Origin of the sequence: Methylorubrum podarium (assembly GCF_022179745.1) — a bacterium.
GTDB lineage: Bacteria > Pseudomonadota > Alphaproteobacteria > Rhizobiales > Beijerinckiaceae > Methylobacterium > Methylobacterium podarium.
On record NZ_BPRD01000079.1, the window covers coordinates 1 to 26,136 of the forward strand.

General features: G+C 64.9%; 15 protein-coding genes and 1 pseudogene. 10 read left to right on the plus strand and 6 right to left on the minus strand.

Annotated features, from left to right (window positions below):
• From MFF42_RS04055 to MFF42_RS04070, 4 genes are all read right to left on the minus strand, one after another.
• Positions 1 to 520, minus strand: a 520-nt coding sequence (locus MFF42_RS04055) for a substrate-binding domain-containing protein (protein ID WP_238254609.1), incomplete at its 3' end; no start/stop codon positions are given.
• A 27-nt stretch (positions 521 to 547) separates the two neighbouring features.
• Complete coding sequence (locus MFF42_RS04060) at positions 548 to 1,600, minus strand: ABC transporter permease (protein WP_238254610.1); 1,053 nt, start codon at positions 1,598 to 1,600, stop codon at positions 548 to 550.
• Positions 1,587 to 3,107 (minus strand): sugar ABC transporter ATP-binding protein, encoded by a 1,521-nt coding sequence (locus tag MFF42_RS04065; protein ID WP_238254611.1) that lies wholly within the window; start codon positions 3,105 to 3,107, stop codon positions 1,587 to 1,589. Before MFF42_RS04065 ends, MFF42_RS04060 begins: the two co-directional genes overlap by 14 nt.
• Positions 3,104 to 4,264: an ROK family protein gene (locus MFF42_RS04070; protein ID WP_238254612.1), complete on the minus strand. Its 1,161-nt coding sequence runs from the start codon at positions 4,262 to 4,264 to the stop codon at positions 3,104 to 3,106. The genes MFF42_RS04065 and MFF42_RS04070 overlap by 4 nt, the downstream gene beginning before the upstream one ends.
• A 238-nt stretch (positions 4,265 to 4,502) precedes the next feature.
• Here MFF42_RS04070 and MFF42_RS04075 point away from each other — a divergent pair, with 238 nt between their 5' ends.
• The 4 genes and pseudogenes from MFF42_RS04075 to MFF42_RS04090 all read left to right on the plus strand — a co-directional run bounded on the left by MFF42_RS04075 (position 4,503) and on the right by MFF42_RS04090 (position 8,994).
• On the plus strand, positions 4,503 to 5,594 hold the full coding sequence (locus MFF42_RS04075; RefSeq protein WP_238254613.1) for a sugar phosphate isomerase/epimerase family protein: 1,092 nt from the start codon (positions 4,503 to 4,505) through the stop codon (positions 5,592 to 5,594).
• A gap of 237 nt (positions 5,595 to 5,831) precedes the next feature.
• Positions 5,832 to 6,968, plus strand: a pseudogene (locus tag MFF42_RS04080) (IS3 family transposase).
• Between the two features lie 269 nt (positions 6,969 to 7,237).
• Entirely contained in the window at positions 7,238 to 7,903 is a 666-nt protein-coding gene (locus tag MFF42_RS04085) for a class I SAM-dependent methyltransferase (protein WP_238254614.1), read from the plus strand.
• Positions 7,904 to 7,935: 32 nt separating this feature from the next.
• Complete coding sequence (locus MFF42_RS04090; RefSeq protein ID WP_238254615.1) at positions 7,936 to 8,994, plus strand: glycosyltransferase family protein; 1,059 nt, start codon at positions 7,936 to 7,938, stop codon at positions 8,992 to 8,994.
• 866 nt (positions 8,995 to 9,860) lie between these two features.
• On the opposite strand, the gene MFF42_RS04095 is transcribed toward MFF42_RS04090, so the two are convergent.
• The gene (locus MFF42_RS04095) at positions 9,861 to 10,826 is read right to left on the minus strand and encodes an IS481 family transposase (RefSeq protein ID WP_238254623.1); all 966 of its coding nucleotides are present in this window, start codon (positions 10,824 to 10,826) and stop codon (positions 9,861 to 9,863) included.
• A gap of 496 nt (positions 10,827 to 11,322) precedes the next feature.
• Here MFF42_RS04095 and MFF42_RS04100 point away from each other — a divergent pair, with 496 nt between their 5' ends.
• The 6 genes from MFF42_RS04100 to proA all read left to right on the plus strand — a co-directional run bounded on the left by MFF42_RS04100 (position 11,323) and on the right by proA (position 24,827).
• On the plus strand, positions 11,323 to 11,658 hold the full coding sequence (locus tag MFF42_RS04100; RefSeq protein ID WP_238254616.1) for a hypothetical protein: 336 nt from the start codon (positions 11,323 to 11,325) through the stop codon (positions 11,656 to 11,658).
• A gap of 93 nt (positions 11,659 to 11,751) precedes the next feature.
• Positions 11,752 to 12,243, plus strand: coding sequence for a hypothetical protein (locus MFF42_RS04105; RefSeq protein WP_238254617.1), 492 nt, complete (start codon positions 11,752 to 11,754; stop codon positions 12,241 to 12,243).
• Positions 12,244 to 12,458: 215 nt separating this feature from the next.
• Positions 12,459 to 13,751, plus strand: coding sequence for an exodeoxyribonuclease VII large subunit (locus tag MFF42_RS04110; protein ID WP_238254618.1), 1,293 nt, complete (start codon positions 12,459 to 12,461; stop codon positions 13,749 to 13,751).
• A 24-nt stretch (positions 13,752 to 13,775) separates the two neighbouring features.
• Positions 13,776 to 13,961, plus strand: coding sequence for a hypothetical protein (locus MFF42_RS04115; protein ID WP_238254619.1), 186 nt, complete (start codon positions 13,776 to 13,778; stop codon positions 13,959 to 13,961).
• A 925-nt stretch (positions 13,962 to 14,886) separates the two neighbouring features.
• Complete coding sequence (locus MFF42_RS04120; protein ID WP_238254620.1) at positions 14,887 to 18,837, plus strand: lysozyme inhibitor LprI family protein; 3,951 nt, start codon at positions 14,887 to 14,889, stop codon at positions 18,835 to 18,837.
• Positions 18,834 to 24,827 carry an anti-phage protein ProA gene (proA, locus tag MFF42_RS04125; protein WP_238254621.1) on the plus strand — a complete coding sequence of 1,998 codons (5,994 nt, stop codon included), beginning with the start codon at positions 18,834 to 18,836 and terminating at the stop codon, positions 24,825 to 24,827. Before MFF42_RS04120 ends, proA begins: the two co-directional genes overlap by 4 nt.
• Before the next feature lie 137 nt (positions 24,828 to 24,964).
• On the opposite strand, the gene MFF42_RS04130 is transcribed toward proA, so the two are convergent.
• Positions 24,965 to 26,136 (minus strand): tyrosine-type recombinase/integrase (locus tag MFF42_RS04130; protein ID WP_238254622.1); only part of this gene is annotated, 1,172 nt, incomplete at its 5' end.

A 26,136-nucleotide genomic window follows, 5' to 3' on the forward strand; every position in this document is an offset into this window, starting at 1 on the left:
GCTCGGTGTCGAGCGTGGTCGGGATGCCGCGCAACGCGACGACATTGCCCTTTCCGTTCAGCGCCTTGACGATGTACTCGGCCGGGATCTTGCCGAAGGCGGTGTTGTCGCCCGCGACATAGGCGTCCTGTGCCGAGGTGTCCGTCAGGCCGCGATCGACGACCGTCACGTAGGCTCCCTTGGCCTTCACATTGGCGACCGGCCGCGTCAGCGCGGCGGATTCGAAGGGGAAGACGACAAGCGCGTTGATCTTGTTGACGGTGCTCAGATCCTGCAGCTGGTTCGCCTGCTCGGTGGCGTTGGCGGCCGTGCGGATCGTGATCTTCAGGTCCTTGTGCTGGGCTTCCAGTTCCTTCTTGGCGCGGTTTGCCCAGTAGTTGATGCCGCCCATGAAGCTATGGGTCGCGGCCGGGATCGAGACGCCGAGATTGACGGGCTCGGCGGCGGCGCCGCCGGCCGCCAAGGCGAGGCTTGCCGCGGTGGCGGCGAGGAGGAGGCTGCGTCGTGTCCGCGTAAGCATGGTGCTCTCTCCCGTGACGGCCGAGCTTCAGCGCCGGCCCTTCTGCATGAAAGCGACGACGATGATGACGAAGCCCTGGACGGCGGCGTTGAGATAGACGCTGATCAGGCTCGACAGGTTGAGGATATTGCTGATCACCGAGAGCAGGATCGCACCTACCACGGTGCCGATGATCGTGCCGTGGCCGCCCTTGAGGGCCGCGCCGCCGACGATGACGGCGGCGATCGCCTCAAGCTCCCAGAGCAGTCCTGTCGTCGGTGAGGCAGAGCCCAGGCGCGGCACATAGAACAGCGTGGCGGTGCCGACGCAGATGCCCAGCAGCATATAGGTCAGGATCTTGACCCGATCGACGTCAACGGCGGCGTAGCGCGAGACCGTCTCGTTCGAACCGATGGCCTGCACATGTCGGCCATAGGCCGTCTTGTTGAGGATCACGGCACCGACCGCTGCGACGACGAAAAAGGCCACGACAGGCAGCGGGACGCCGAGCAGGTTGCCGTAATAGACAGGAGCGTAGAGGTCGGCGAGGTTGTTTTCCAGCGTCAGGGCGCCGCCATCGGCGAAATAGGTCAGGTAGGCCCGGTAGATCCCGAGGGTGCCCAGTGTGACGATGAAGGGCTCGATGCGCCCCTTGGCGATCAGCAAGCCATGCGCCAGGCCGAAGCCCGCGCCGAGCACCACCGCGAGCACCGTGCCGACGATGACGGCCATGAGCGGCGAGGCGAAGGCGCCGGCCGCCCAGTTGATGAACATGATCACGCAGCCGGCGATCAGCGCCGCCATCGAGCCGACCGAAAGGTCGATGCCGCCCAGGATGATGACGAAGCACATGCCGACCGCGATGATGCCGATGAAGGCGGTGCGGGTGAGCACGTTCAGCCCATTGTCGAGAGTGGCGAACTCGCTGTTGAGGCTCGCACCGACAGCGCAGAGCACGATCAGGCCGATCACCGGCCCCAGGCCGGCGAAGCGCTCCATCAAGGAGCGGCCGGCCGCGCCACGGCGAAGCTCCGTAGCGTCACGGGCTTGGGCCTGCCCATTGCTGCGGCCCTGGCCGGACGCGATCTCAGGCTGCGACATGGCGCGTCCCCGTGGCATGCGCGATCATCGCCTCTTCCGTCATCTCGTCGCCCTCAACGGTCGCGACGAGCCGGCCGCCACGCATCACCGCGACCCGGTGGGCGAGCCCGATGAGTTCGATCAGCTCCGATGAGATGACGACGATGGCGAGGCCCTTGCGGGCGAGTTCGGCGATGAGGAAATAGATCTCGCGCTTGGCGCCGACGTCGACGCCGCGAGTCGGCTCGTCCAGCACCAGCACCTTCGGCTGCGGATGCAGCACCTTGGCCAGCGCCAGCTTCTGCTGGTTGCCGCCCGAGAGCGCGGCGGCCTTGACCGAAAGCGAACCGGTGCGGATGCCGAAGGCCTCGACGGCGCGCGCAAGCGCATTGCGCTCGGCGCCATGGTCGAGCAGCGGCTTGGCATAGCGCGCCAGGGCCATCAGCGTCAGGTTCGGCGCGAGCGGAAAGTCGACATGCAGGCCTTTGCCCTTGCGGTCCTCGCTCAGATAACCGAGCCCATGACGCGTCGCCTCGCCGAGCGAGCGCAAGGTGACGCTGCGGCCCGACAGTGCGACCCGCCCCGTGCCGGGGCGAAGGCCGAGAATCCCCTCGAACAGCTCGGTCCGACCGGCGCCGACCAGCCCGGCGAAGCCCAGGATTTCACCAGGCCGCACCGCGAAGGAGACATCCTGCGCCCAGCCGGGCACATCGAAATGCATGACGGACAGTGCCGGCACGGCGGAGGGGTCGAAGGGCGGCTTGGCCGGGAAGAGGTCGGTGATCTCGCGGCCGACCATCATCGTCGCCATGGCGTGGCGGGTGAGGGAGGCGGTGGCGGCCCGGTCGACGAGCGCGCCGTCCCTCATCACCACGATTTCGTCGGTGATGCGTTCGACCTCGTCCAGTTTGTGCGAGATGTAGACGATGGTCACGCCGTCCGCTCGCAATCGCCCGATCAGCCCGAAAAGCCGGGCGACTTCCGAGGGCGTGAGCGTCGCAGTCGGCTCGTCCATGATCAGCAGGCGCGCCTTGCGCGAGAGCGCCTTGGCGATCTCGACGAGCTGCTTCTCGGCGACGATAAGCTGGCGCACCGGCGTGTCCGGCTTACGCTCCAGCCCAACCTGCGCCAGCACCGCCGCGGCCTCGGTGCGCATCGCCGTCTCGTCGAGGAGCAGGCCCTTTCGCTTCTCGTGACCGAGAAAGATGTTGCCGGCGATCGTGAGGTCGTCAGCCAAATTGAATTCCTGATGGATCAGGACGATGCCGCACGCTTCGGCATCCCGCGATCCCGCGAACGCCACCGGCTCGCAGCCGATCAGCACCCGGCCCTCGGTCGGGCTCTCGTAGCCTGCGAGGATCTTCATCAAGGTCGACTTGCCGGCGCCGTTTTCACCGAGCAGCCCGTAGACCTTGCCGGTCTCCAGCCCGAACGAGACGCCGTGCAGCACCTCGACCGGCCCGAAGCGCTTGACGATGCCGTCGAAGGCGACAGCGAGGCCGGGCGCGCGGGTGCCTGATGCTTTCATGCCGGGGCTCCGCTGCGCAGCGCTTCCCGCATCGCCAGCACGCCGGCGCCGATCAGCCCGGTCTCCGACCCGAGCGGCGCAGAGGTGATCTCGAGATGGCGGATCGAGAGGGCGAGAGAGCGCTGGTTCACGCTCTGACGGATCGCGGCAAGAAAGAGCGGACCGATCGCCGCCACGCCGCCGCCGATGAAGATGTGCGAGGGGTTGTAGAAGTTGACCAGCGCCGCCAGTACTTGGCCGATCAAACGGCCGGAAAGGCGCACGATCGCATCGGCCGCGGCATCGCCTTCGCGACAGGCCGCGCCGACATCGGCTGCGCTCAAGCTCCCCCGGCTCGCGAGCTTCGCGGCCAGCATGGGGCTGCGGCCAGCCTCGGCGGCCTCCGTTCCCATCGTGACGATCGCGGGTGCAGCCGCCATCGCCTCGACGCAGCCGCGGTTGCCGCAGCGGCAGAGCGGTCCTTCCGGATCGACACCGATATGGCCGATGTCCCCGGCCGAGCCTGTGGCCCCGCGATAGAGTTCGCCATGGCAGACGATGCCGCAGCCGATGCCGGTTCCGATCTTGATGACGAGAAAATTCTCGATCTGCCGACGCTGGCGCCAGAGCACACCGAGCGCCATCAGGTTCACGTCGTTATCGACAAAGACCGGCGCATCGAGGATTTCGCGCAGATCCTCGCGGATGGCGTAACTGTCCCAGCCCGGCATCAGCGGCGGATTGACGAGTTGGCCGGCCACGAAGTTCACCGGGCCGGGAACGCCGATGCCGACCGCGATGACCCGGTCGCAGACGATGCCGTTCTGCGCCAGCATCGCAGGGATGAGCGCGCGCAGACGGGCCATGATCGGACCCGGACCGGCCTGAACGTCCGCCTCCTGCGAATGGCGGGCAATGATCGAAAGGTCGGGCTGCAGCAGGGCGATGTCGAGGCTGGTCGCGCCGATATCGATGCCGATGAGCACGCCGATGCGGCGATGGATGCGCAGGGTCTCGGGGCGCCGGCCGCCCGTCGAATGCTGTACACCGGCCTCGTCGAGCAGGCCCTGGTCGATCAGGCCGGCGGCGAGCGCATTGGTCTTGCTGCGCGAGAATCGCAGCGTGTCCGCCAGCGCGTGGCGCGCCGTGCCGCCAGACCAGAAGGTGGCCACGAGCACGGCAAGCTCGTCGGGACCCAGGGTCTCCCAAGGCTGCGCGATGACCGCCTCCCGCGTTCCTCCGCCGGCCTTGTGACGGCCGTTGACGCAACGCTAGCTTCGGCCCGCAGCCATCGACAAGACCGAACTTTGGCCAGAATCGGGCAGAAGTTTCAGCGAAGTGCCGGCCGATGCGAAGTGCCGCCGAACTGGACCGTCGAGGCGTCGCGCGGCATCGTCCGCGGCGGAGGACGGCACGATGGCGAAGACGATGCAGGGCCCCGCGATCTTTCTGGCACAGTTCGCGGGCGATACCGCGCCGTTCGACAGCTGGGCCGCGATCACGCGTTGGGCGGCCGCGCTCGGCTATCGCGGCGTCCAGCTGCCTTCTGGCGATACCCGCCTGTTCAACCTTGAGAAGGCTGCGGCCTCGCAGGATTACTGCGACGAGATCGCGGGCGTGGCACGTGAGAACGGCGTCGTCATCACCGAGCTTTCGACCCACATCCAGGGCCAGCTCGTCGCAGTCCACCCGGCCTATGATGCCGCTTTCGACGTCTTTGCGCCCGCCGTGCTGAGAGGCAAGTCGGCCGCGCGACAGGAATGGGCGGTGGAGCAGATGAAGCTCGCCGCCAAGGCCTCCCGTCGGCTCGGCCTCGCTGGCTCGGTCAGCTTCACCGGGGCGTTGGCCTGGCCGTTTCTCTACCCCTGGCCGCAGCGTCCGGCGGGTTTCGTCGACGAGGCATTCGGCGAGCTGGCGAAGCGCTGGCGGCCTGTTCTCGACGTTTATGACGAGCATGGCATCGATATCGGCTTCGAGATCCATCCGGGCGAGGATGTCTTCGATGGCGCCACGTTCGAGCTCTTCCTCGACCGGCTCGGCGGCCATCCGCGATGCCGGATCAATTACGATCCCTCGCATTTCCTGCTGCAACAGCTCGACTATCTCGCCTTCATAGACATTTACCACGAGCGCATCAGCGCCTTCCACGTCAAGGACGCGGAGTTCCGCCCGAATGGGCGCCAGGGCGTCTATTCCGGCTTTGCGCCTTGGATCGCGCGCGCCGGACGCTTCCGCTCGCTCGGCGACGGGCAGGTCGACTTCCAGGCGATCTTCTCGAAGCTCGCGCAGTACGACTATGACGGCTGGGCGGTCCTCGAATGGGAATGCGCCCTGAAGCACCCCGAGGACGGCGCTCGCGAGGGGGCCGCTTTCATCGCTGATCACATCATCCGCGTTACCGAGACGGCCTTCGATGATTTCGCCGGTGGCGGCGATGCCGGGCTGGCACGGCGGATGCTGGGTCTTGATCGGGACGTTGCTGAGGCCATCCCTCGGAGCCCGAAATAGCTGGCCTATCTCCCGTACGGGCTTGTCGGGTTGGCAAAGATGTCTCTGGTGGTCTCAGTTATGAGTGATTTGACAGTTTGGTAGGGTGAGCGGATTGGTGGGTGCCTGATGAGGGAGGAGCGCCATGTCGCGCGGCCCGGAAGCAGTCGCTCTCGATTTCAGCGAGCAGAGTGACCTGACCGACTGGTTTTGGACCGGGCTGATTGAGAGGATCAGTTAGGACCAAAGGGGTCGGACATGCGGCGAGGTCAGAAGACGAGCGCGGAGCAGGTGGTGCTGAAGCTGCGCCAGATCGAGGTGCAGACAGCCCAGGGCAAGAGCTTGGCGCTGGCTCAGCTAAGAAGGCGGAGATCTCCGCGCAGAGCTGTGACTGCTGGCGCAAGGAGTAAGGCGGCCTCCACGTCGATCAGGCGCGGAAGATGAAGCATCTTGAGCGCGAGAACGCTCGGCTGCGGCGGCTTGTGGCCGACCTGTCCTTGGAGATGCAGGGGTTGGCGGACGTCGCCTCGGGAAACGTGTAGCCCCCGAACGGCGCCGGCAGGCGGTGGCGGCAATCCAAGAGAAGTACAGCCTCTCGGAACGTCGCGCCTGCCGGATGGTCGGTCGGCATCGGGGCACACAGTGTTACATGCCCTCGCTGCCGGCCGACGAGGATGCGCTGACCCGCGCCATCATCGCCTTGGCGTCCGAGTACGGGCGCTACGGCTACCGCCGCGTCGCTGCAGGCAGACGGCTGGCAGATCGGCAAGGATCAGGTTCAGCGCATCGGGCGTCACGAGGGGCTGAAGGTCCCCCAGAAGCACAGACCGCGCAGCCGTCCGGGGCTGAACGACGGCTCATGCGTGCGGCTGCGCCCGCTCTATCGCAACCACGTCTGGAGCTTCGACTTCGTGCAGGCACAGGCCCATGACGGGGCGCTCTCTACGCATCCTGACGCTGATCGACGAGCATAGCCGAGCCTGTCGTAGGCTGAAGGTGGCCCGGCGGATCAACAGCCTGAGCGTCATCGAGGCGCTGGCCGATGCAGTGTGCATGCATGGCACCCCGGAGCATATCTGTTGCGACGACGGCCTTGAAATAATCGCGAAGGCGTTGCGCAAGTGGGTCGCCAAGACAGGCCCGCAGATCCACTACATCGCGCCGGGCTCGCCGTGGGAGAACGGATATTGTGAGAGCTTCAACGGCAAGCTGCGCGATGAGTGCCTACGGCAGGAAATCTTCTACTCATTGAGGGACGCGCAGATCGTGATCGGGCTGTGGCGAAACACCTGCAACCGCGTCCGGCCGCATTCGGCGCTGGGCAATCGGCCTCCGGCGCCCGTCATCTTCCCGGATCTGGCCTTCAGGCTACCCATGGCTGCTGCCTTGCAGTAGCCTCTCACTCGGCTCGGTCCGAAATACCGGTCAGGTCAAATCCGCCCACCTGCTGACAAGTAGTTTGCGTTATATACACAGGAAATTAGCCCCAGACGATAGCGCAACATTCAGAGTTCATGCTTGTTATTAACGGCAATTTGAGTATAATGCTCCACCCCCCCGAGAACCCGTAGATTCCATTGAGTGCTTCTTGGATGACATAGCAAGTTAGTGGCAGTCCGGCCGGACGCCATTCGAGAAACGGTCTTTCATCAAAGGAGAAAACTATGGCACACCCCATTCTTGAGAAACTTTTGTTTCCGACGTCGGGACATGGTCATTGGCACATGACTTTCGGTGAGCGTGCGGGCCTCCTACACGTGCTCCGTATGGCAAATTCAGAAGTAAGTATTGAGATTGGGACTTTCCTGGGCGGAAGTCTTGCGCCAATTTCTCACTATAGCCAAATAGTTTACACGTTCGACATAGACGCCAACCAACATCGCGATACTAAACGGCACGATAATGTGAACTATATAACAGGTGACTCCAATTCAACGCTGCCAGCAGTCATCTCTCGTCTGAATAAATCAGCACAAGAAATTAATTTTATTTTGATCGACGGTAGTCACGAGGCTGATGGAGTCAGAGCTGATATTGACAACTGCTTGCAATATATTCCCAAGACAAATCCAACATATATTCTCATGCATGACAGCTCGAACCCGACGGTTAGGCGCGGTATAGCTGCTGCTGGATGGGAGGACTGTGCATATGTGCATGCAGTAGACTTTGACTACGTCCCTGGTCTTATGCACGACCGAGCGGACATCAGAAATGAAATATGGGGTGGCCTCGCGCTGGCCGTGCTTCTGCCTGAAAAAAGAGCCGGTGAGTTGACCTTCGCAAGGAGCTATGATTACTCTCTTAGTAAAATGAATCAACTTTGCTGATCTATTACCTAGTCTACACTGCGAGATTGTTCATGAGCTCATGTTTTAAGGTGCTGATTTCAACTGGAAAGCTCATTCACTTTACTGGCTCAGAGATTGTTGCTTTGGAAACCGCTGAATGGTTTCAGGCGCAAGGTCACGAGGTTGTTCTTGCCGCGCACACAATCTCTAATTTCTTCATCGATCATTTTGACTCCGACTTTCGCCTGTCTACACTCCACGATTTACCGTCAGTGTTCGATTTTGATTTTGTTTGGTGTCAACATCTCTCTATGCTGCCTTTCTTTCGTACCTATGAGAAAATCGATAAGCTTCCTTTTATCGCGCTAGTGTCTTTATCACCGTATGAACCCCTCGAAAAGCCCGATAACTATTTGATCAAGTATCTAGGTCTACCGTTAGTTGTAAATTCCCAGGAAACAGCGGATGCAGTAGTTCCAAGCAACCAGGTCGGTCTGCGTATCATAAACTTCAAAAATGCTGCGCCCTCTCACTTTTGGTCTTATGTTGTGCAGGCGAGCAATACGCTCAAGTGTATCGCTGTCGTTAGCAATCACATTCCCGAAGAGTTGATAGAGTCAATTTTGACTCTTCAAAAAGCTGGCATCAAAGTTATTGTCTTTGGTATGGGTCATGAATTTAGAAGACTCCAGGCGGCCGGTTTTAGCTATGTGGATGCTGTTGTGACTATCGGAAAGACAGTCCCTTATGCTATTGCGCTCGGAATACCGGTTTATATGTATGATCGGTTCGGAGGTGACGGCTGGTTGAGTCTTTCCAATTTCGACCAAGCTGCCCACTATAATTTTAGTGGGCGACCCAATCTGCAGAAAAAATCATCTGAGATAATTGAAAAGGAAATATTGAATGGCTTCGCCGATGCGCAACAGGGATGTTCGTTGCTTCGAAACAAGGCGCAGGCGGCAGGCTATGTACTGGATGACCAACTCGAGCATCTATTTTCAATACTTGCGGATGAAGCTACAATTTTTGATTATGAAACTAGATTTCGGCGCAGTCGTTCAGACCCTGAATTCCTCATGCATTTGAACTTAACATGCAATCTTACCCATATAATTTACAGCCAGTAGTAAGCTCGACTTTAGCCAATTGTGCAGCGTTGCAGGGGGCATAGGCCGGGGAGCTGGCAGGCGGAAGCGAGGTTTTGTTCGAGCGCGTCGGCGCGGTGGTGTCGCCAAAGTCCGCTCGCGCCGGATCGCGCAGCGCACGGCGGCCAGCGCGTCGGCGAAGGTCGGGCGCGGTTTGGGGTACCACGCGGCGGCCGTGATGCGTCGCCGTTGGCGAGCCGGAAGGCGCGCAGCCAGCAGGGTGACGATCGAGAACAGGGCGAGCACGCTGTGTGAGCCGGATCAGACCGAGTAGCGGGCGTCGCCTTCGAACCGCAATCAAACATGCCCATGATGCCTCCCGTTCAATCGTGATCGATCCATGAGGGAGCCGCTATGCCGTTTTTGATCGAGCCTCCGGCGATCGTATCGACCGCCACTGCTGATCTGTTCCTCGCCCAGGCCGAAACGGGCGTGACCCAGGGATGCGCTGGCGGGCGCAGAGGCACTCCCGGTCAACCGGGCGTGCCTGGACAACCAGGGCGCGGAACGAACGGCGGAAAGGGTGGTGCGGGCGGCAATGGGGGCGACGGCACGTGCGGTGGCCGGGGTGGAGATGGCGGACGGGGCGGGGACGGTGGATCGGGAGGCGTCGGCGGAGGTGGCAGTGGGGGCAACGGCGGAGGGGCCAGGGGTGCGGGTGGTGCAGGCGGCAGCGGAAACTGACCTGACCCGACGAGCGGGGCATACGGCGGATCGAGGTCGCGCTGTAGACGCGCGAGTCGCGCGCTTCGCTCCCGGTCGACATAGGCGCGGAGGTGATCACGGATCTGACTGGTGGTCCGCATGGCGGGATCATCCCGGACGCGGAGGCTTTCCGCGTTGAGCGCTTAGGTGTATGGTCCCGGGATGAGGTGGTGCGGGTCGATTTTGAACTGATCTGGGTTTTTGATCCAGGCCTGACAGATGCTCTGGAACGGGGTCTTCCAGCTTAGCGCCTTGAGATGCTTGGCGAAGTTGTAGGCCGTGACGAAGGCCAGGACATGCGCCTTCAGGCTTGCTAAGTCCTGATAGTGGAAGACCTTGACCGTGGCGTCTTTGATCGTCCGGTTCATGCGTTCGGCCTGACCGTTAGTCCAGGGATGGTACGGCTTGGTCAGACGATGCTCGATCCCGTGCTCGATGCAGACGCGGTCGAAGATGTGCGGCCCGAGGAACTGCCGGCTCGGCCCGGTCCTGTTCTTGGGCAGATCGGCGAACGCCATGCCGTTGTCGGTCAGGACGGTGTGGATCTTGTAGGGAAAAGCCGCCACGACGTTCCTGAGGAAGGCCGATCCTTCCATCTTGCCCGCGCTGTCGTGGAACTCGACGTAGGTGAACTTCGAAACACGGTCGATGGCGAGGAACATGATCAGCTTGCCGTCGGCGTGGCGCAGCTCGCCGCGGTCGATATGCACGTAGCCGATGTCGTAGGTCTTGAAGCGTTTGCGCGTCTGCGCGGTCTCGGCTGCCGGAAGGCGGGAGATGCCGTGCCGTTGCAGACAGCGATGCAGGGCAGAGCGGCTGAGGCTCGGAATCGTCTCGCGCAGGCAACCCAGGACATCGTCCAGCGGCAGCAGCGTCCGGCGCCGGAACTCGACCACGATGGCCTCCTCGGCCGGCGACAGGATCGTGCTCGTGGGCGTCTTCGGACCCATCGGCGCATCGCTCGTCACCGTCCGAGCCCGCCACTTGGCGACCGTCTTCGGGTTCAGGCCGTACTGGGCGGCCAGGGCGCGGCTACTTTCTTTCGACGCTTGGAGCTCGGCTCGAACACGCGGCGTCGTGCGGGCGCGGCCGTGAAGAACTCCTGCCACAGTGCATCCTCCGCCTGACGCCTTAGCGTCCATGATGCACCATCACACTCCGGGACTGCACACCTAGTTGCGCCCAGAAGCGAAGCCCGGTTGGGTACGACACGCAGGAGAGCGAGGAACGGCCGTAGTGATCCGGACGGCCCGGGGGAGCGGTGAGATCGGTGATTGGGGAGATTGCGGATGCGCTGCACCCGAAGGCAGCGTCGGCTTGAGGCGGAACGCACCGGCGTTCGTCGCTCGGCGCCGCGATGCCTTGGACACAGGCCCCCGACAGTATGCGCGCGCCTGCGTTGGATATCACGAAAGACGGGAAAAGACGTGCGCACCCAAGCCGTTGCTGGGTGCTGGGAGAGCATGGATCGAAGGGGAAAGGGCGAAGGCACCTTCGCTGAAAATCCCATGAAGGACGGGGGTGACGGAGGGCGGCGCTGGGACAGCGTCCGCTTCGCATCGGCGAGGCGCCTTCGACCCTCTCCTCTGATTACGGACTCCTGAAATGACACATCACGACATGCCCGCCGGTGCGGACGCGGCCGCCTGCGCGCTCGAGCCCACCGGCCTCTGGGTACGCGCCACGGCGAGCCGCCCCTGCCGTCACCGCGACGGCTGGCTGTTCGACCTCCAAGCGCTCGATCCCACCCGCAGCGGTCGGCTCACCGCATTTATGTCCGGCGACTTCACGAACCAGATCGAGCAGGCCTCGGGCATTCTGCTGCACGAAGAAGATCTCGTCGGCGATCACACCGTTCTGCTGACGCTCGCGGTCGACCCACTGCTCGGCCTCACTGGGCGGATAATCGGCCTGGATCGCGGGCTGATGCTGAGGGCCTGAGCCGACCGGGACGCACGGGCGCGAGAGGCACTCGACGCTAATGGCCTTTGGGAACGGCAGCGCGAATTGCCGATGCCGCGCCGATTGCGCCGCGTGTTCCTGATCGAGCCGGACGACGGCGCGCCGCACGCGATCGCGGACGGTCTCGCCCGGTGGCACGAGCTTGGGATGATCGCGCTAATCCGCCACCCGCTCGCTTTTGAAGAGCCGGGTTCGGCGGCGGCGCTTCACCGCGCTCTCGATGCCGCGGAAGGACAACTCGAGTGGGGCACGCTCGACGCGGTGATCGTCGAGCCAGGCAATGGCTTCGCTTTCCGGGCCCTGTCGGACCCGGGGCTGGCCCAGCGGCTGTGCGAGTTCCCGGTGCCGATCCTGACGCGGAGAACCCGGCCCATAACGCTGCTCAATGGGCTCGCTTTCCGCAGCTTCGACACCGCACCCGAACTTGCTGCGCTGCTGATCGAGATCCTGCACCGCGAGCTGCGCGAGGCCAACCGTCCTCGCCTTGGGGCGATCGCACGTGAACTCGAAGCGGCACCAGCGGTCGAGGACCGCCCGGCTGAGGAGGGAGCGCTCTTCGACTGACGCCCTCGCACCCAGAGGCTGGCGGCCTGCACGACAAGCCGCCGGACCACTCGACCCCGCCATTATACGACGACACACGAACGGACACGATGCGACATCACCGATTCCCAAGCTGGAGGGACACGCCGCCGCCCCAGTCTCATTCGGGCGGCGAAGCGCCACCGGGCGTCCGCCGCCTTGGCAGCGCGCTTGAACCCGCACCAGGCGCCGCCGACGTGCACGAACTGCGCGACATGATCGGCTGGCTGCGCCAACGCTTGCGCGGCGAGCACACCGTGCGGGCCTGCGTCCTCACCGTCGAGGCCGCCGGTCCCGACAGCCATCTCCTCTTGCTCGGCGAAGCGCAGGCGAGCCTCAGTCATGATCCGCCGCGCTTGAAGGTCCGCCTCGATGCTCCTGAACTCGCTCAGATCCGAGCGGAGCGTGGCGTTGACTTCGATCCGGCCGACCTCGTCAACTGTACCATCGAGGTTCAGTTGCGCACCGGCCTACGTCAGCGGTTCGGCCGCGGAGCCGGCGTCCAGGCTAAGCTCATGGCCCTACTCTCGCTCGGGCAGATCCCGATCGAAGTGGAACTCGAGCGCGAGCGCACGCTGCAGCGGCTGAGGCTCGAGGGGGCCCGCTTCGGGCCGGACAGCTGGATCGAGCCGGAGGATCCCCAGCACATCGCGCTCGTCGTCTCAGAACATGGCGAGGCGCGGCGCGACGTCGAGCACGTGCTGCAGCCGCTCGAAGCGGCCAGACTCATCCGCCTCCACCGGGTGTGTGCTGCTTTCGAGGGAGCCGGGGCCGAACGGTCCCTGGCCGAGGCATTGGCCCGCGTCACGAACCTGCACGCTGAGCACGGCCTTTCGGCAACGCTGGTCTGCCGTGGAGGTGGGCCGATCGAAGCATTCCGTCCGCTCAACAGCTACGCGGTTGCGCGTGCCGCGACAGCTGATCGGCTGCCGAACCTGATCGTCGGCCTCGGCCATGCCGGCACGCCGCGCACCGCCCTCGATGCGGTGGCGGCGCGCTCCGAGCCGACGCCGACAGCGGCCGCGATGCTTGTACGCCACCTCGTCGAGCGCACCGGAATCCGGGCCGAGCGCGCGCTCGCCGCCTTCGACGCAGCGATCGAAGAGGATCTCGGGGCGGCCGGCCGCATCGCCCTCGCGCGGGCCACGACCGCGTTCGACGCGGCGCTTCAGGATCTCGTCACCGGGGCCGAGGCACGGTTGCGGCAGCTCGATCGGGCCATCGAGCGAAGCCTGCTGTTGGGATTGAGCGCGGCAACCGGCGGGATGGCGCGGAGAGAACCGGATGCCGATCCCGTACAGGCGAATCCTCTCAGTGATACCGAGGACGACGTCCTCCTAAGCAAAGCCCCGGCGCTGGTGATCGCGACCGACACGGGCTTCATCGTCACCAGCGCCCAGGATCTCTCAGCGGGCCTGCCGCTGCTGCTGCAATTCCCAGACGGCGCCGTACCCGTTCGGGTCGAACCCCTCTCTTCCACCACTCACTGAACATCCAACGAGGACACCGATACCATGCCCCATTCCCCCGAGACCCCGAGCTTCCTGGCAGCGGTCAAGCGCATCGAGGCGCTGACCCAGGAGATCCGCCGCGATGGACTGTCCGCCTTCGAGAAGGCGGAAGCCGCCTATGCCGAGGTGCAGGAGCTGCGCGCCGTACTGAACGCGCGGATCTCCGAGCTGCGTCGCCGCAGCGAATAGTCCAAACCAAGGTTGCCGCCGACAGAATCAAGTCGGCGGTGGCCGCGACATGCTCGTGCTCGAAGTTTTTGCCACACAGGCATGAACACTGATCAAAATCCTGCAAAGGCAGCGAGCTGTTCAGCAAAGATCGAAGAGCGGCCAGCAGCTTCAGTACGAACTAATCCTCCTAATAATCCTTCTAAACCGATCAATTCTCATTGACTATCAACTCTGATGATGTATAGAACTGCATTTAAGCATTACCATCAAACAAAATCCTTGGAATATTTCGAAGCTTATATATGAATCATAAGATATAAACTCAGAATTTATAACTTAAAATCGTAACTAAATCGAGAAATTTAACTGGTAGGTCTCTGCGACTCTATCCCGACATCACCAGTCTCGTGAGACAAGTTTCTATCGAGCGGCAGCGCTCGGATTGATATTATCATATTCAATCTCCATATATTGTCCTGTATACGAAGAATATATATAATGCTGTATTATGGATTAAACTATTACGAGATCAATCCGATATGTTTCGCTCGATGACTGCAGCAGGCCTCGCTCATATTATCAAATGACATATCCAAGTTGTTAGCCTTCGATGTCATGCTTGCGTTGTTGTCTAGCAACGCGGCATAGAATTTGAGCCTCCGCGGCATGCGCAACCTTGAATAGCCCTGTCGGACAAGCGAAACAGCTTGGGACAGGGGGAGGGGGCATGGCTTGGGGCGGGGTGCGCAATCTACTGCGGGCTGTGGTGGCAACAGCCTTGATCGGTCCGGCTTCTGCACAGGTCACGCCGCTCGATCTCTTCGGCGGCCTCCTCGGCGCCGCACAGGTTCAGGCCGCGCGTGACGCCTGGGCACGCTTGTCCAATACTGATCGGTTCTGCGTCGACCGCGCCCTGACACGGCGCAACAGTGATTTGGCCGGGTTGATCCAACGCGGCGTCGGGCCGGACGACGGCCGGCTCGGCAGCATCTTCGCCGAATGCCGCCGCTTCACCGAGCCGAACCTGCGGCGCAGCGTCGGTTGCACGGTGCGGGACGAGAACGGCTGGTCGGTGGCGAGCACCTGCAACCAGTCCTTCGCCTACCGGAACGCTGGGGAGGTTCACGCCGTCGAGCCGCGCGAAGCGATCGAACTGCACTTCTCGGGCACACCGATCCTCGTCACCGAGATCGAGACCGGCGAGGCGCGCGACCTGCGCCGCGCGCGGGCGGAGGCACAAGGGAGGACCGAGCAGCTTCAGGTGCTCAAAGCCACCCTCGCGAACTATCAGCGTGATGCCTCTCCGGTGGTGCGCTCTGAAGCCGCCCGGCTTCAGGCACGCATCGAGGGGCAGCTCTCGTCCCGCTCAGGTCCCAGTGCGGTCGATACGGAGACAATCGGCCGGGAGGTCGGTGGACTCGGCTCGCTATCGCAGGCTGAGTCCGTCCGCCTCTCCGCTCTCGACCGCCTGAGCGGTCTGCGCGCGCAGGCGGAGGCGCGCACCAAGTCTGACGCTCCCAACCACCTGAAGCAGCGGTTGGCCGAACTGCGCAGGGAGGCCGTGGTCCTGTCCGAGGCGCCGCGTCCGTCTCAGCCGCCGAAGCCGGCCGCGAGCCTCCGCAGCCTCGGGCCTTCCTTCGATTGCGAGCGGGCCAACACGCCGCTGCCGATTCTGATCTGCGAGGATGCCGGCCTGCGCCGCGTCGACTTGGAGATGGCACGTCCGTTCTACGCCCTACGCCACCTCAAGCCCGACGCCGGAACGGATCTGAGGGCGGAATCGAACGACCTTGTGAAGCGCACGATCGAGAGCTGCCGCATCCCTGAGACGGGCAAGGTGACAGCGTCTCTGCGAGGACGGGCGGTGCCGTGCATCGCCGCTTCCTACCAGCGTCAGAAGGAAGCCTGGGCGGCGCGCGTCGTGCGGGAGGGACCGGTGGCGGCGCGACAGGAACTCGGTCGACCGATCGAGGAACACGTGCGGTTGCAGGAGGCGATGCGCAGCGCTGGCTACCTCCCTGCCGACTCAATTGCCGACGGTGTCTATGGCGGGGTCACGCGCAAGGCGATCACGGTCTTTTCGGATGCGCAGGGCCTCGGCAGCGACGGTTTTCTCAGCAACGCGCTCGCGGACCGGCTCGGCCGGGAAGCGGCCCCCACCCCGAGCGTCGTCATCGTCACGGATCCAGGCCTACCCGGGCGCATCGAAGCCGTGGCGCGGCGCTACGACGCTTACCTCGCCGATCTTGGGAAGGAGGAGCGAGACAAGACCACGCGGATGGAGGCGCAGCGCCGGCTCGACGACCTGCGCCACCGCGTCCAGACACTCCTGGCCGGTCCGGTGCCGGAAGACCTGCGCCCCGAACTGACCCTGCTGGTTCAGCAATCCGCGGAAGCTCCGCCTCAAGATCCCGCTCACGTTCTGCCGGCGCTCGCGCAGCGCTTCGAGCAGGTCGAGCCGCGGGTGCGCGAGGCCGAGGCGGTCCAGCGCGCCGTGACCGACAAGAACCGCTTCCTGATCGAAGGCGAGGGCGGCGACCTCCTCCTGCTCTACAACAGTTCCCCGCGCGCGGCGGCGGTGATGCGCGGCCTCGACGGCAACCTAGTCTTCGATCCTGAGCGCACTGTCGCCTGCGCCTTACAAGACGCACCGGCCGACCGCATCGCCCTCGAACAGCTCGTCGCAAAGGCGCGCGCCATTGGCGCGCCGGTCCGGGAGACGCTGGCCCGCTGCACCAGCGGGCAGCAGCAGAGCGCCGACCTCATCGTCTTCGAGCGCGGGGCGCTGCGGGCGCAGGCCGGGCTGTTCGGGACAATTGCCTCAGCGATCGAGACTGGTGTCTACGCGCTCGCCGGGACGGTCCTAAAGGCTGACATCGAGGCCGCACGTCAGGCGGAAGGCATCCGCGCGGCGGAGGCCGAGGGCGAGGTCGCTCGCGGAACGTCTGACGGCCTCGCCGTCCTTGCCTTCGCTCCGGGCTCGCGCACGATCTGCCGCATCGCCGCGGGCGAGAAGGCGTTGCACGATCGGCTCCTGGAACCCCTCAACGCCCTCTTGAAGGCGGAACTGCGTGGGGCGACGACGGTGGTGACAGCGAGCGCCGACGGGGCATTCCTGTCGATCAAGCGTGGGCAATGCGGTGCCGTCTACGGCAGCGCCAAGGACCTCGTCCTTCTGGTGAAGGGCCTCGCCCGCGACGGCGTTGCCTTCCGCTACCTGCCGATCTGGATCGCACCCGAGGCAGTTGCCAAGGCGCAGGCAGTGCTGGCTGAGCAGGACAGCGCGCAGCGCGACAGCCGCGAAGCCGAGGATCGCGCACGCCGGCGCGAAGAAGCCCAACGCAGCCGCACCGTCCTCGTCGAACGCCTGAAGCGGGACGCGGCCGAGGCGGATGCCACGCTGAAGGGCGGCATCCCGCAGGACCTCCACACCTTCCTTTCCGGGTTCGTCGCAGAGGTGGCCGGGATCACGCCGGAGACGCCCGACGACCGGCTGAAGGAACTTGCCGAGGCTTATGCCGCCCGCCGCGCGCGGATCGACGAGGCAGCGCGGCTAACGCGCGCTGTGACGACCAGGAGCCGCTTCCTGATCGAGGGCGAGCGGGGCGACCTCATCGCGCTCTACAACGATAGCGGCAAGGCGCCCTCCGTCGTGCGCAACCTGCGCGGCGAACTGGTCTTCGAGGACGGGCGGGCCGCCGCCTGCCTGTACCACGCGCCCCTGTCGGACGTGTTCCTGAACCGTCAGATCCGCGACCGCGGCGCGGCGCTTGGGGCCAAGCTCGACCTGCCGCTCGCCGCCTGCGGGCCGAACGATCTCGCGAAGCAGGATCTGGTCTTCGCCGAACGCGAGCGCCTGCTGCGCGAGCCTGTCGATCGGATGATCACGCTGGTCGAGGCCGTCAACGGCAACCTGTTCGCGCGGCTTACCGTGATCGACGCCGGCGCGCTCACCGCCGCGAGGCAGGCGGAGGCCGCCAAAGCGAACGAGGTCGAGGCCCTCGTGCGCGGCCGGAAAAGCGACGGCTTCGGCGTCGTAGTGGTGCCCAACGCGTCGAGCGTGCTGTGCCGGGTCGCGCCCGACCAAGCCGAGGCGCATGCGGCGATCCTCGATCGGTTGACGGATCGGATCGGCGACGAGTTGCCGGGGCAGCCCGTCATCACGCCGACCTCCGCCGACGGAGCCTTCATCGCGGTGAAGCGGGGCGAGTGCGGAGCGGTCTACGCGTCGGCCTCGGACCTCCCCACACTCGTCGAGGCCATGTCCCGAGACGGTCTGGGCCACCGTTTCCTGCCGCTCTGGATCGAGGTGGCCGAGGTCGCGCAGACGCAGGCCGAGATCGACCACAGCAAGACCCGCAGCGCCGAGGAGCAGTTCAAGCGCCAGCGTGAGCTGGAGGAGCGGCGCAAGCTCGACCGCGAGAAAGAGAAGGAAGAGAGTGCCCGGCGCGACATGCAGGAACGAGCCCTGCGCGCGCAGTACGGAGAGCGGGCACGCTTCTTCGAGCAGGCGCTCGGCGAGGAGGCCAGGGGCTTTGTGACCGGCGTTCAGACCGCGAACTTCACGAGCAAGTACCCCGGCCTTGCCCGGCATTATCAGGCCCAGCGCGACGACCGCTGGGAGTTCATGTCGATCGAGACGCAGGTGCTCGACTACGGCACCGCCCTCTACAAGGAGCGCCCGCTGGAGACCGCTCTTGCGACGACGCGGATCAGGATGCGCAACCGCATTAAGGGCGAGTATCAGGACGTCTGCTACGTGACCGGCTACGTCAACGATGCCGAGTTCAGCGTCACGCGGGACCCCTTCGGCGAGACCTGCGACGAAGTCGGCCCCAAGCTCGTGCGCTACAAGCAGGGCGAGCGTTTCACCAGTCGATGGATCGCGCCGTGAACCTTGAGACGATCGAGCCCGTCGCAGAGGCCGAGCCCGCGGAGACTGTCCGGCTCGGCTGCACAGCCACGGAGCATGTCAGCCTCGCCTACCACGAGAACGCGATCCCGGTGATCCGAGAGATCGTGATCGCGAACGGGTCAGAGCAGGATCTCATCGATCTGAGCGTGCGGATCGAGAGTCGGCCGCCGGTGGTGCAGCCGCTGACGTTGCGGATCGATCGCGTCCCAGCGGGATCGAACCACCACATCGAGACACCGGATGTCCGCCTGGATGCGGCCTGTCTCGCGGGCTTCACCGAGGCGAGCCGCCTCGAACTGACGGTGATCCTCGACGACGCGGGCGGCGAGCGGGCTCGGACGGTTGCCGAGATGCGCCTGCTGCCGCCCTCGCACTGGGGCGGCGGCCGCAGCGCGCCGGAACTGCTCGCAGCCTTCGTCCGCCCCAACGACCCGGCCGTCGATGTCGTCCTGCGCGATGCCGCGACGAAGCTCGGCGAAGCCGGCCGCGAGACGGGTCTGAACGGCTACACCACTGGCCGAAAGGCCCGCGCCTGGGAGCTGTCCGAAGCGATCTGGGCCGCCCTCGCCGACCGCCGCATCGCCTACGTGCTACCGCCCGCAAGCTTCGAACAAGCGGGCCAGAAGGTCCGCGGCCCGACCGACGTGCTGGAGCGCAAGGTCGGCACCTGCCTCGACCTCTCGCTTCTCTACGCTGCCTGCCTCGAACAGGCCGGCCTCAACCCAGTCCTCGTTCTGACCGTCGGCCACGCCTTCGTCGGCGTCTGGCTACAAGACGCGGATTTCGCGAGCGCCACGGTCGACGACATGCAGCTCGTGCGCAAGCGGCGCGACCTGCAGGATCTGATCCTCGTCGAGACGACCCTGCTGACGGGTCATCCGCCGGCCTCGTTCAAGGCTGCAACGGAGCAGGGCCGTGTTCAGGTCGAGGATACGGCCCCGGCCGCGCTCGAGGTCGCCATCGATGTCCGGCGCTGCCGTCGCCGCGGTATCCGCCCGATGGATCTCGGTGACGGGCGGTCTTCCGAGGTGGCACCCGCGCCGACCGCGCGGCTGAACCACTCGCTGTCCGCGCCGCCGGCCTTCGACGAGGAGGCGCGTGCCCCCGTCGACGAGGCCCCCGAGACCCCGGTCGGGCGCATGGAGCGCTGGAAGCGCAAGCTTCTCGATCTGACGCTGAAGAACAAGCTCCTGAACTTCAAGCCGGGGAAAGGTTCGGTCGTCCTCGAATGCGTCGCACCCGGAGCGCTGGAGGACGGCCTTGCGGCAGGCCATGAGTACCGGCTGAAACCCGTCTCGGACGTGCTGAGCGGGTCCGACGAGCGCAGCGCCGACCTCTACGCCCGCCGCCATCACGACGACGGCCGGCGCAGCTACCTCGAGGCCGCGCTCGCCCGCAGGGAGATCTACACGACTTCCACCGAAACGGATCTCGACCGCCGCCTGCTCGATCTCTACCGCCTCGCCCGCAACGGCTTCGAGGAGGGTGGCGCCAACATCCTCTTTCTCGCCATCGGCTTCCTGTCGTGGACGCGCAAGGAGGGCGAGGCCGCCTACCGCGCCCCGCTGTTGCTGATCCCGGTCTCGCTCAAGCGCTCCAGCGTGCGTGCCGGCTTCCGGCTGGCGCTGCACGACGACGAGGTGCGGATCAACCCGACCCTTCTCGAAATGTTGCGGGAGGACTTCAAGCTGCGAATGCCCGAACTCGAGGGCGAGCTGCCGCGGGATGATTCCGGGATCGACGTCGACGGCATCTTCCGCATCGTGCGCACCCATATGCGCGACCTGCGCGGATGGGAGGTCGTGCCCGACGTGGTGCTCTCGGCCTTCTCCTTCACCAAGTACCTCATGTGGAAGGACTTGGTCGAGCGGGCCGAACTCCTGAAGCGCAACCCCGTGGTGCGCCACCTGATTGAGACGCCGAAACATTCCTACGGCGACGGCAGCCCCTTCCCCGAACCGGCACGGCTCGACCGGGAGCATCCGCCGGAATCCGTCTTCGCACCGCTTTCGGCGGATTCCTCCCAGCTCTCCGCCGTCCTGGCGGCGGCCCAAGGCAAAGACTTCGTCCTGTTCGGCCCGCCCGGCACCGGCAAGAGCCAGACCATCGGTAACATGATCGCCCAGTGCCTCGCCCAGGGGCGCACGGTGCTGTTCGTCTCCCAGAAGACGGCGGCGCTCGAAGTGGTCCAGCGCCGCCTGCAGGAAATCGGCCTCGGCGATTACTGCCTGGAGGTGCATTCCACCAAGGCCCAAAAATCGGCGGTGCTGGGGCAACTACGCCGGGCCTGGCATGAGCGCTCCACGCCGTCGCAGGGGGCCTGGAACGTAGCCACGAGCGAGCTCGCAAGTCTGCGCGACGAGCTGAACGGCCTCGTCAACGCGCTGCACCGGCGCCGGGAGAACGGCCTCTCGGCCTACGAGGCCTTCGGGCGTGTGATCGCGGCCGGCGGCGACGAGGTGGGGCTGGTGCTCGGCTGGCCCGACCATCGCGCGCACGACGAGACGACCCTAGCGACGCTGCGCACGGGGTGCCGTGAACTGCGCCCTGTCCTGGCCTCCGTCGGCTCCCTGGTTGATCACCCCCTGCAGGGCGTTTCGGCGACGCAATGGTCTCCGGTTTGGCGCGACGAGATGAGCGCAGCGATCAAGACGGTGGAAGACGCGCTGACGGCCCTTCGCGCGAGCGGACAGACGTTCGCCGAAGCCCTCGGCCTCCCGTCGCTCCTCTCGACCTATGCCGGGACACGCGGCCTGATGCTGCTCGGCAATTATCTCGTGCGCCCGGAGGCCCGCTGCGGCGCCGCCTTCCTGTCTGATGGCTCGGGCGACTTGCGCCGGGCGGTGGCCGCGCGGGAACGCTTCCAGGCAACGAAGGCTGAACGCCTCAGCCGCCTCTCCGGCCGCTACCGTCCCGGTATCTTCGACCAGAATCTCCCGGAGCTTCTCGCCGAGTGGGTTGCGGCGCAAGGATCGAACTTCCTTGTCCGCGGCGGCAAACTGAGACGGGTGAGCGAGAAAGTCCGGCCCTATGCCGAGGGTGAGCCTCCAGCCGATCTCGGCCCCGATCTGACGGGGCTGATCGAGGTTGCCAAGCACCTCCAAGCTGGCTGTCTGGAGGAGCTGTATCTCGCACGGCTCGGCCTTCCATGGAGCAATCCGGAATTGCCTGCCGCCGAGTTCGAACCGGCGATAGCCTGGGCCGAGAAGGTGGAGCCGCTGCTCGATATTCTCGGCCCCTTGTCCGTTGGCATCGACGGTCTGCGCGACCGGCTCGTACAGCTCGTCGAGCGCCAGTCGCGGGCGCTGGCCGAGGGCGGCCGCATCGCGCAGAGCTACGCCGCCTTCGCGCAGGATCGGGCACGGGCGATCGAGGCAACGAAGCGGCTCTCGCGACTGGCGGGGCGCCCCGAACCCGAGGAGCCGCTCGCGGCGGAGGCCGACTGGATCGAGATCAGCATCGCCCTGGCGCGCCGCTGGGCGTCCGGGCTCGGGCGCGCCCAGGGCTGGTGCGCGTGGCAGGCCGCGGCGCAGAATGCCCGCAGCACCGGCCTGACGCCGCTGATCGAGGCCCTGGAAGGGGGCCGTGTTGCCCCCGACCGGGCCGAGGCGGCGTTCGAGGCGGCTTATGCCCGCTGGTGGATTGACCGTGTCGTCAGCGACGACGCGATCCTGCGTCGCTTCCTGCCAGAGCGCCATGAGGACGCGATCGCACGCTTCCGGGCCGCCGACGCGCGGGTCACCGAACTCTCGAAACAGGTCGTGCGCTCGCGCCTCGGTGGAGGCATTCCCGGCCCGACGGCCTTCGGAGCCGATCCGGAATGGGGCACGCTTTCGCACGAGCTGACGAAAAAGACGCAGCACATGCCACTGCGCAAGCTTTTCGGGAAGATGCCGAGCGCGCTGACCAAACTGACACCCTGCGTGATGATGAGCCCGCTCTCGATCGCGCAGTACCTGCCGCCCGACAAGGAGCCGTTCGACGTCGTCATCTTCGACGAAGCCTCGCAGATCTCCCCCTGGGATGCCGTCGGCGCGATCGCCCGGGGCAAGCAGGTCGTCATCGTCGGTGATCCCGAACAATTGCCGCCCACCAATGTCGGCGATCGCGGAGTCGACGAGATCGAGGACGGCAGCGATGTCAGCGACCAGGAGCCAATCCTCGACGAGTGCCTGGCCGCCAATATCCCGCGGCGGAATCTCGACTGGCATTATCGCAGCCGCCACGAGAGCCTGATCGCCTTCTCGAACGCGCACTATTATGGCGGCCGCCTCGTCACCTTCCCCTCGCCGGTGACCGACGACCGGGCGGTGCGCCTGACGCTCGTCCCTGACGGGCTCTACGAGCGCGGTTCGGGTCGTGTGAACCGGCCCGAGGCCCGCGCCGTCGTTGCCGAGATCGTGCGCCGCCTGCGTGAGCCGAGCTTCGAGCGCGAGCGCCGCTCTCTCGGCATCGTCACCTTCAACGGCGAGCAGCAGCGGCTAATCGAGAACCTGCTCGACGAGCAGCGGCGCTCCTATCCGGAGCTGGAGCCGTTCTTCGACCGGGATCGCTGGCACGAGCCCGTCTTCGTGAAGAACCTTGAGAACGTGCAGGGTGACGAGCGCGACGCCATCATCTTCTCGGTCGCGGTCGGCCCCGACCAGACCGGACGTCCGGTCAGCACGGTGTCCTCGCTCAACAAGGATGGCGGGCATCGCCGCCTGAACGTGGCTATCACCCGCGCTCGGCGCGAGCTCGCCGTGTTCGCCTCCCTCCGCCCCGAGCAGATCGACCTCGGACGCACACGGGCGCGGGGCGTGCGCGACTTCAAGCACTTCCTTGAATTCGCCGATCGCGGCGCCCGGGCGCTCGCGGAGGCTTTCGCGCCCACGGGCGGCGACGTGGAGTCGCCGTTCGAGGCCGCCGTGATGGCCGGGCTCCAGGCCAAGGGCTGGACCGTTCACACCCAGATCGGCGTGTCGGGCTTCCGGATCGATCTCGGCATCGTCCATCCCGATGCACCGGGCCGCTATCTTGCAGGCGTCGAGTGCGACGGCGCAACCTATCACAGCTCCGCTACGGCGCGTGATCGCGACCGTCTGCGCGAGCATGTGCTGACCGACCTCGGCTGGCGCATCCGGCGGGTCTGGAGCACCGAGTGGTGGATGGATGTAGAAGGCGCGCTGGCCAAGCTCGACCGACGCCTGCGCGAGGATCTCGACGCAGATCGCGCGGCCTCTGCCGAGACAGCGGATCAGGGAACCGCGGAGGACTTCCCGGCGGCGGAGATCGAGGAGGCGATCCCGGCCATCGCCAACAAGGCGGGCGCGCCGATCTCGACGCCTGCAGAAGAGAACGTTCCTGAACTGGTTCCGGTACCGGAGCCTGAGAAAGAGCCGACCGCTCAGTACCTCTATGCCGATCAGCACCCCGCCGTCCTGCCGGTCTCAACGCCAAGCCCGATGCCGCCGGCGGGCGAGGCCTACCGTCTGGCTGATCCCTCCGAGTGCGGGCTCGCCATCGAACCCGAGCGGTTCTACGATGCCTCGTATCGTCCCGTGCTCGCCGCCCTGGTACGGCACGTTGTGACGATCGAAGGCCCCATCTACGAGGACGTGCTCCTGAGGCGCGTCGCCCGCGCTCACGGCCTGCAGCGGGTGGGACCCCTTGTTCGCGAGGCGGTCCTAGATCAAGTCCCGGCCTCCGTCGCACGAACCGAGGACGACGATCGTCCTGTCCTGTGGCCACCCGACATGGAGCCGCGAGCACGTCACCCTTATCGCACGGCCGCGTCCGGTCTACGCAGCCACGCCGATACACCGATGCCGGAACTCGTCGGACTCGCTGGCACGCTTCGCTCAGACGCCTCCGAGGCTGAGCGCGTCAGACTCATAGCTCAGACTGTCGGGCTGTCGCGCGTCGAAGCATCAGCACGAGCAAGGTTCGAGCGCGCGAGCGAATGGGCGCGTCGGATCGATCCGGACTGATGTAGGACGAAACGAAGTGCTTATAGGCGAACCCTTCTGATCTTCAGGAATCGACGACTGTTAGGATGGTAGTCGAAGTTGCCCTGAACGCTGGTGAGACCGCTGACCGTAGGGTGGATGAGAAACTCCCGAGATTGTCATCCGCCGCGGCAACGCAAGCGGCTCGGCCGGAATGCCTGACGAGGCTCACCATCGCGCGCCGCATCGACCATCCTCTCGATGTCGATCGGCAGAACGAGACGAACGATTACGTCCTTGAGCATCATCAAGGTCTGGCCCTTGTTGTAACGCTTCATCTCGGAGCGTCTCGCCTGGCTCTCGTGCCCGATCAGCTCTTCAACGAACTCTTGCTGAACCCCGGCATTGCACAGGAGAGTTGTCACCGAGTGCCGGAACGAGTGGAACACCACATCCTTACTCACGCCGTACTCCGACTTGAAGCGCTGGAACCACTTCCCGAAGGCGCTGCCGTATGCCGCGTCGTCGCCATCGTCGAGATCATCCGCTTCCTCGACGTCGGCCTCGCCTTCAGGCAACAGCAAATCGTTTTCCCGTCGGCCTTGCACCAACGCTTCGATCAAACCCAGTCTCAGCAGATTTTGATGGAGGGGCACCCATCGGGCACTGCCCTCCGCTTTCAGCTCGAGGGTTTTTTCCTGCAGATTGAAGTGCCAGATCCCAGTCTCCGCATCCTGAACCACGTGCCGCACGCGGAGCTGGAAAATCTCGCCACGGCGCATGCCGCTGTGACAGCCGATGAGGATGCCCCAGTACCGTTCGTCGCGCGGGACGTACGGGCCTGCCGTCTTCCAGCTCCGGCGGCTTCGGATCCCGGTAAACAAGGGCGCGCTGAGCAAGGCGGCGAGTTCGCCATGATCCCACATCGGCCGCTCATCGCGGGCCTTGTGATGCCGCCCTCTGGTGCGCCTCAGGTTGACGTGAAGCCCGTCGAAGATCGACGGCAGGCCTTTGGCAACGACCTCGTTGGTCTGAGCCCACGACCAGATCCCCGACAAGGCCGCGAGATGCCGATTGAAGGTCTGCGGCTTCAGTCGGTCAATGCCGGGCTTGCCGTTGCAATGTTCGATCAGGCCGCGAATGCCGCTTCGGCGCTGGATGGTGCGCCATTCAGTGTTCTTATCGTAGTTGGCCGGTAGCGCGAGAAGAGCACGCTTGAATTCAGCGGCATCGGCCGGTCCGTAGTCACCGAGCGGTTTGTCCCCACAGATCTCAACGAACAACCGCGCGGTGGATCGGGCTTGGCGTTCGATCGACGCCTTCCAATCGCCGCTTGCGACGCGATCCAGAC

Bases quoted from the DNA above. Each gene is read 5' to 3' on its own strand.
- MFF42_RS04060 (WP_238254610.1), bottom strand. From the start codon at position 1,600: ATGTCGCAGCCTGAGATCGCGTCCGGCCAGGGCCGCAGCAATGGGCAG.
- MFF42_RS04065 (WP_238254611.1), bottom strand. From the start codon at position 3,107: ATGAAAGCATCAGGCACCCGCGCGCCCGGCCTCGCTGTCGCCTTCGAC.
- MFF42_RS04075 (WP_238254613.1), top strand. From the start codon at position 4,503: ATGGCGAAGACGATGCAGGGCCCCGCGATCTTTCTGGCACAGTTCGCG.
- MFF42_RS04085 (WP_238254614.1), top strand. From the start codon at position 7,238: ATGGCACACCCCATTCTTGAGAAACTTTTGTTTCCGACGTCGGGACAT.
- MFF42_RS04090 (WP_238254615.1), top strand. From the start codon at position 7,936: ATGAGCTCATGTTTTAAGGTGCTGATTTCAACTGGAAAGCTCATTCAC.
- MFF42_RS04100 (WP_238254616.1), top strand. From the start codon at position 11,323: ATGACACATCACGACATGCCCGCCGGTGCGGACGCGGCCGCCTGCGCG.
- MFF42_RS04115 (WP_238254619.1), top strand. From the start codon at position 13,776: ATGCCCCATTCCCCCGAGACCCCGAGCTTCCTGGCAGCGGTCAAGCGC.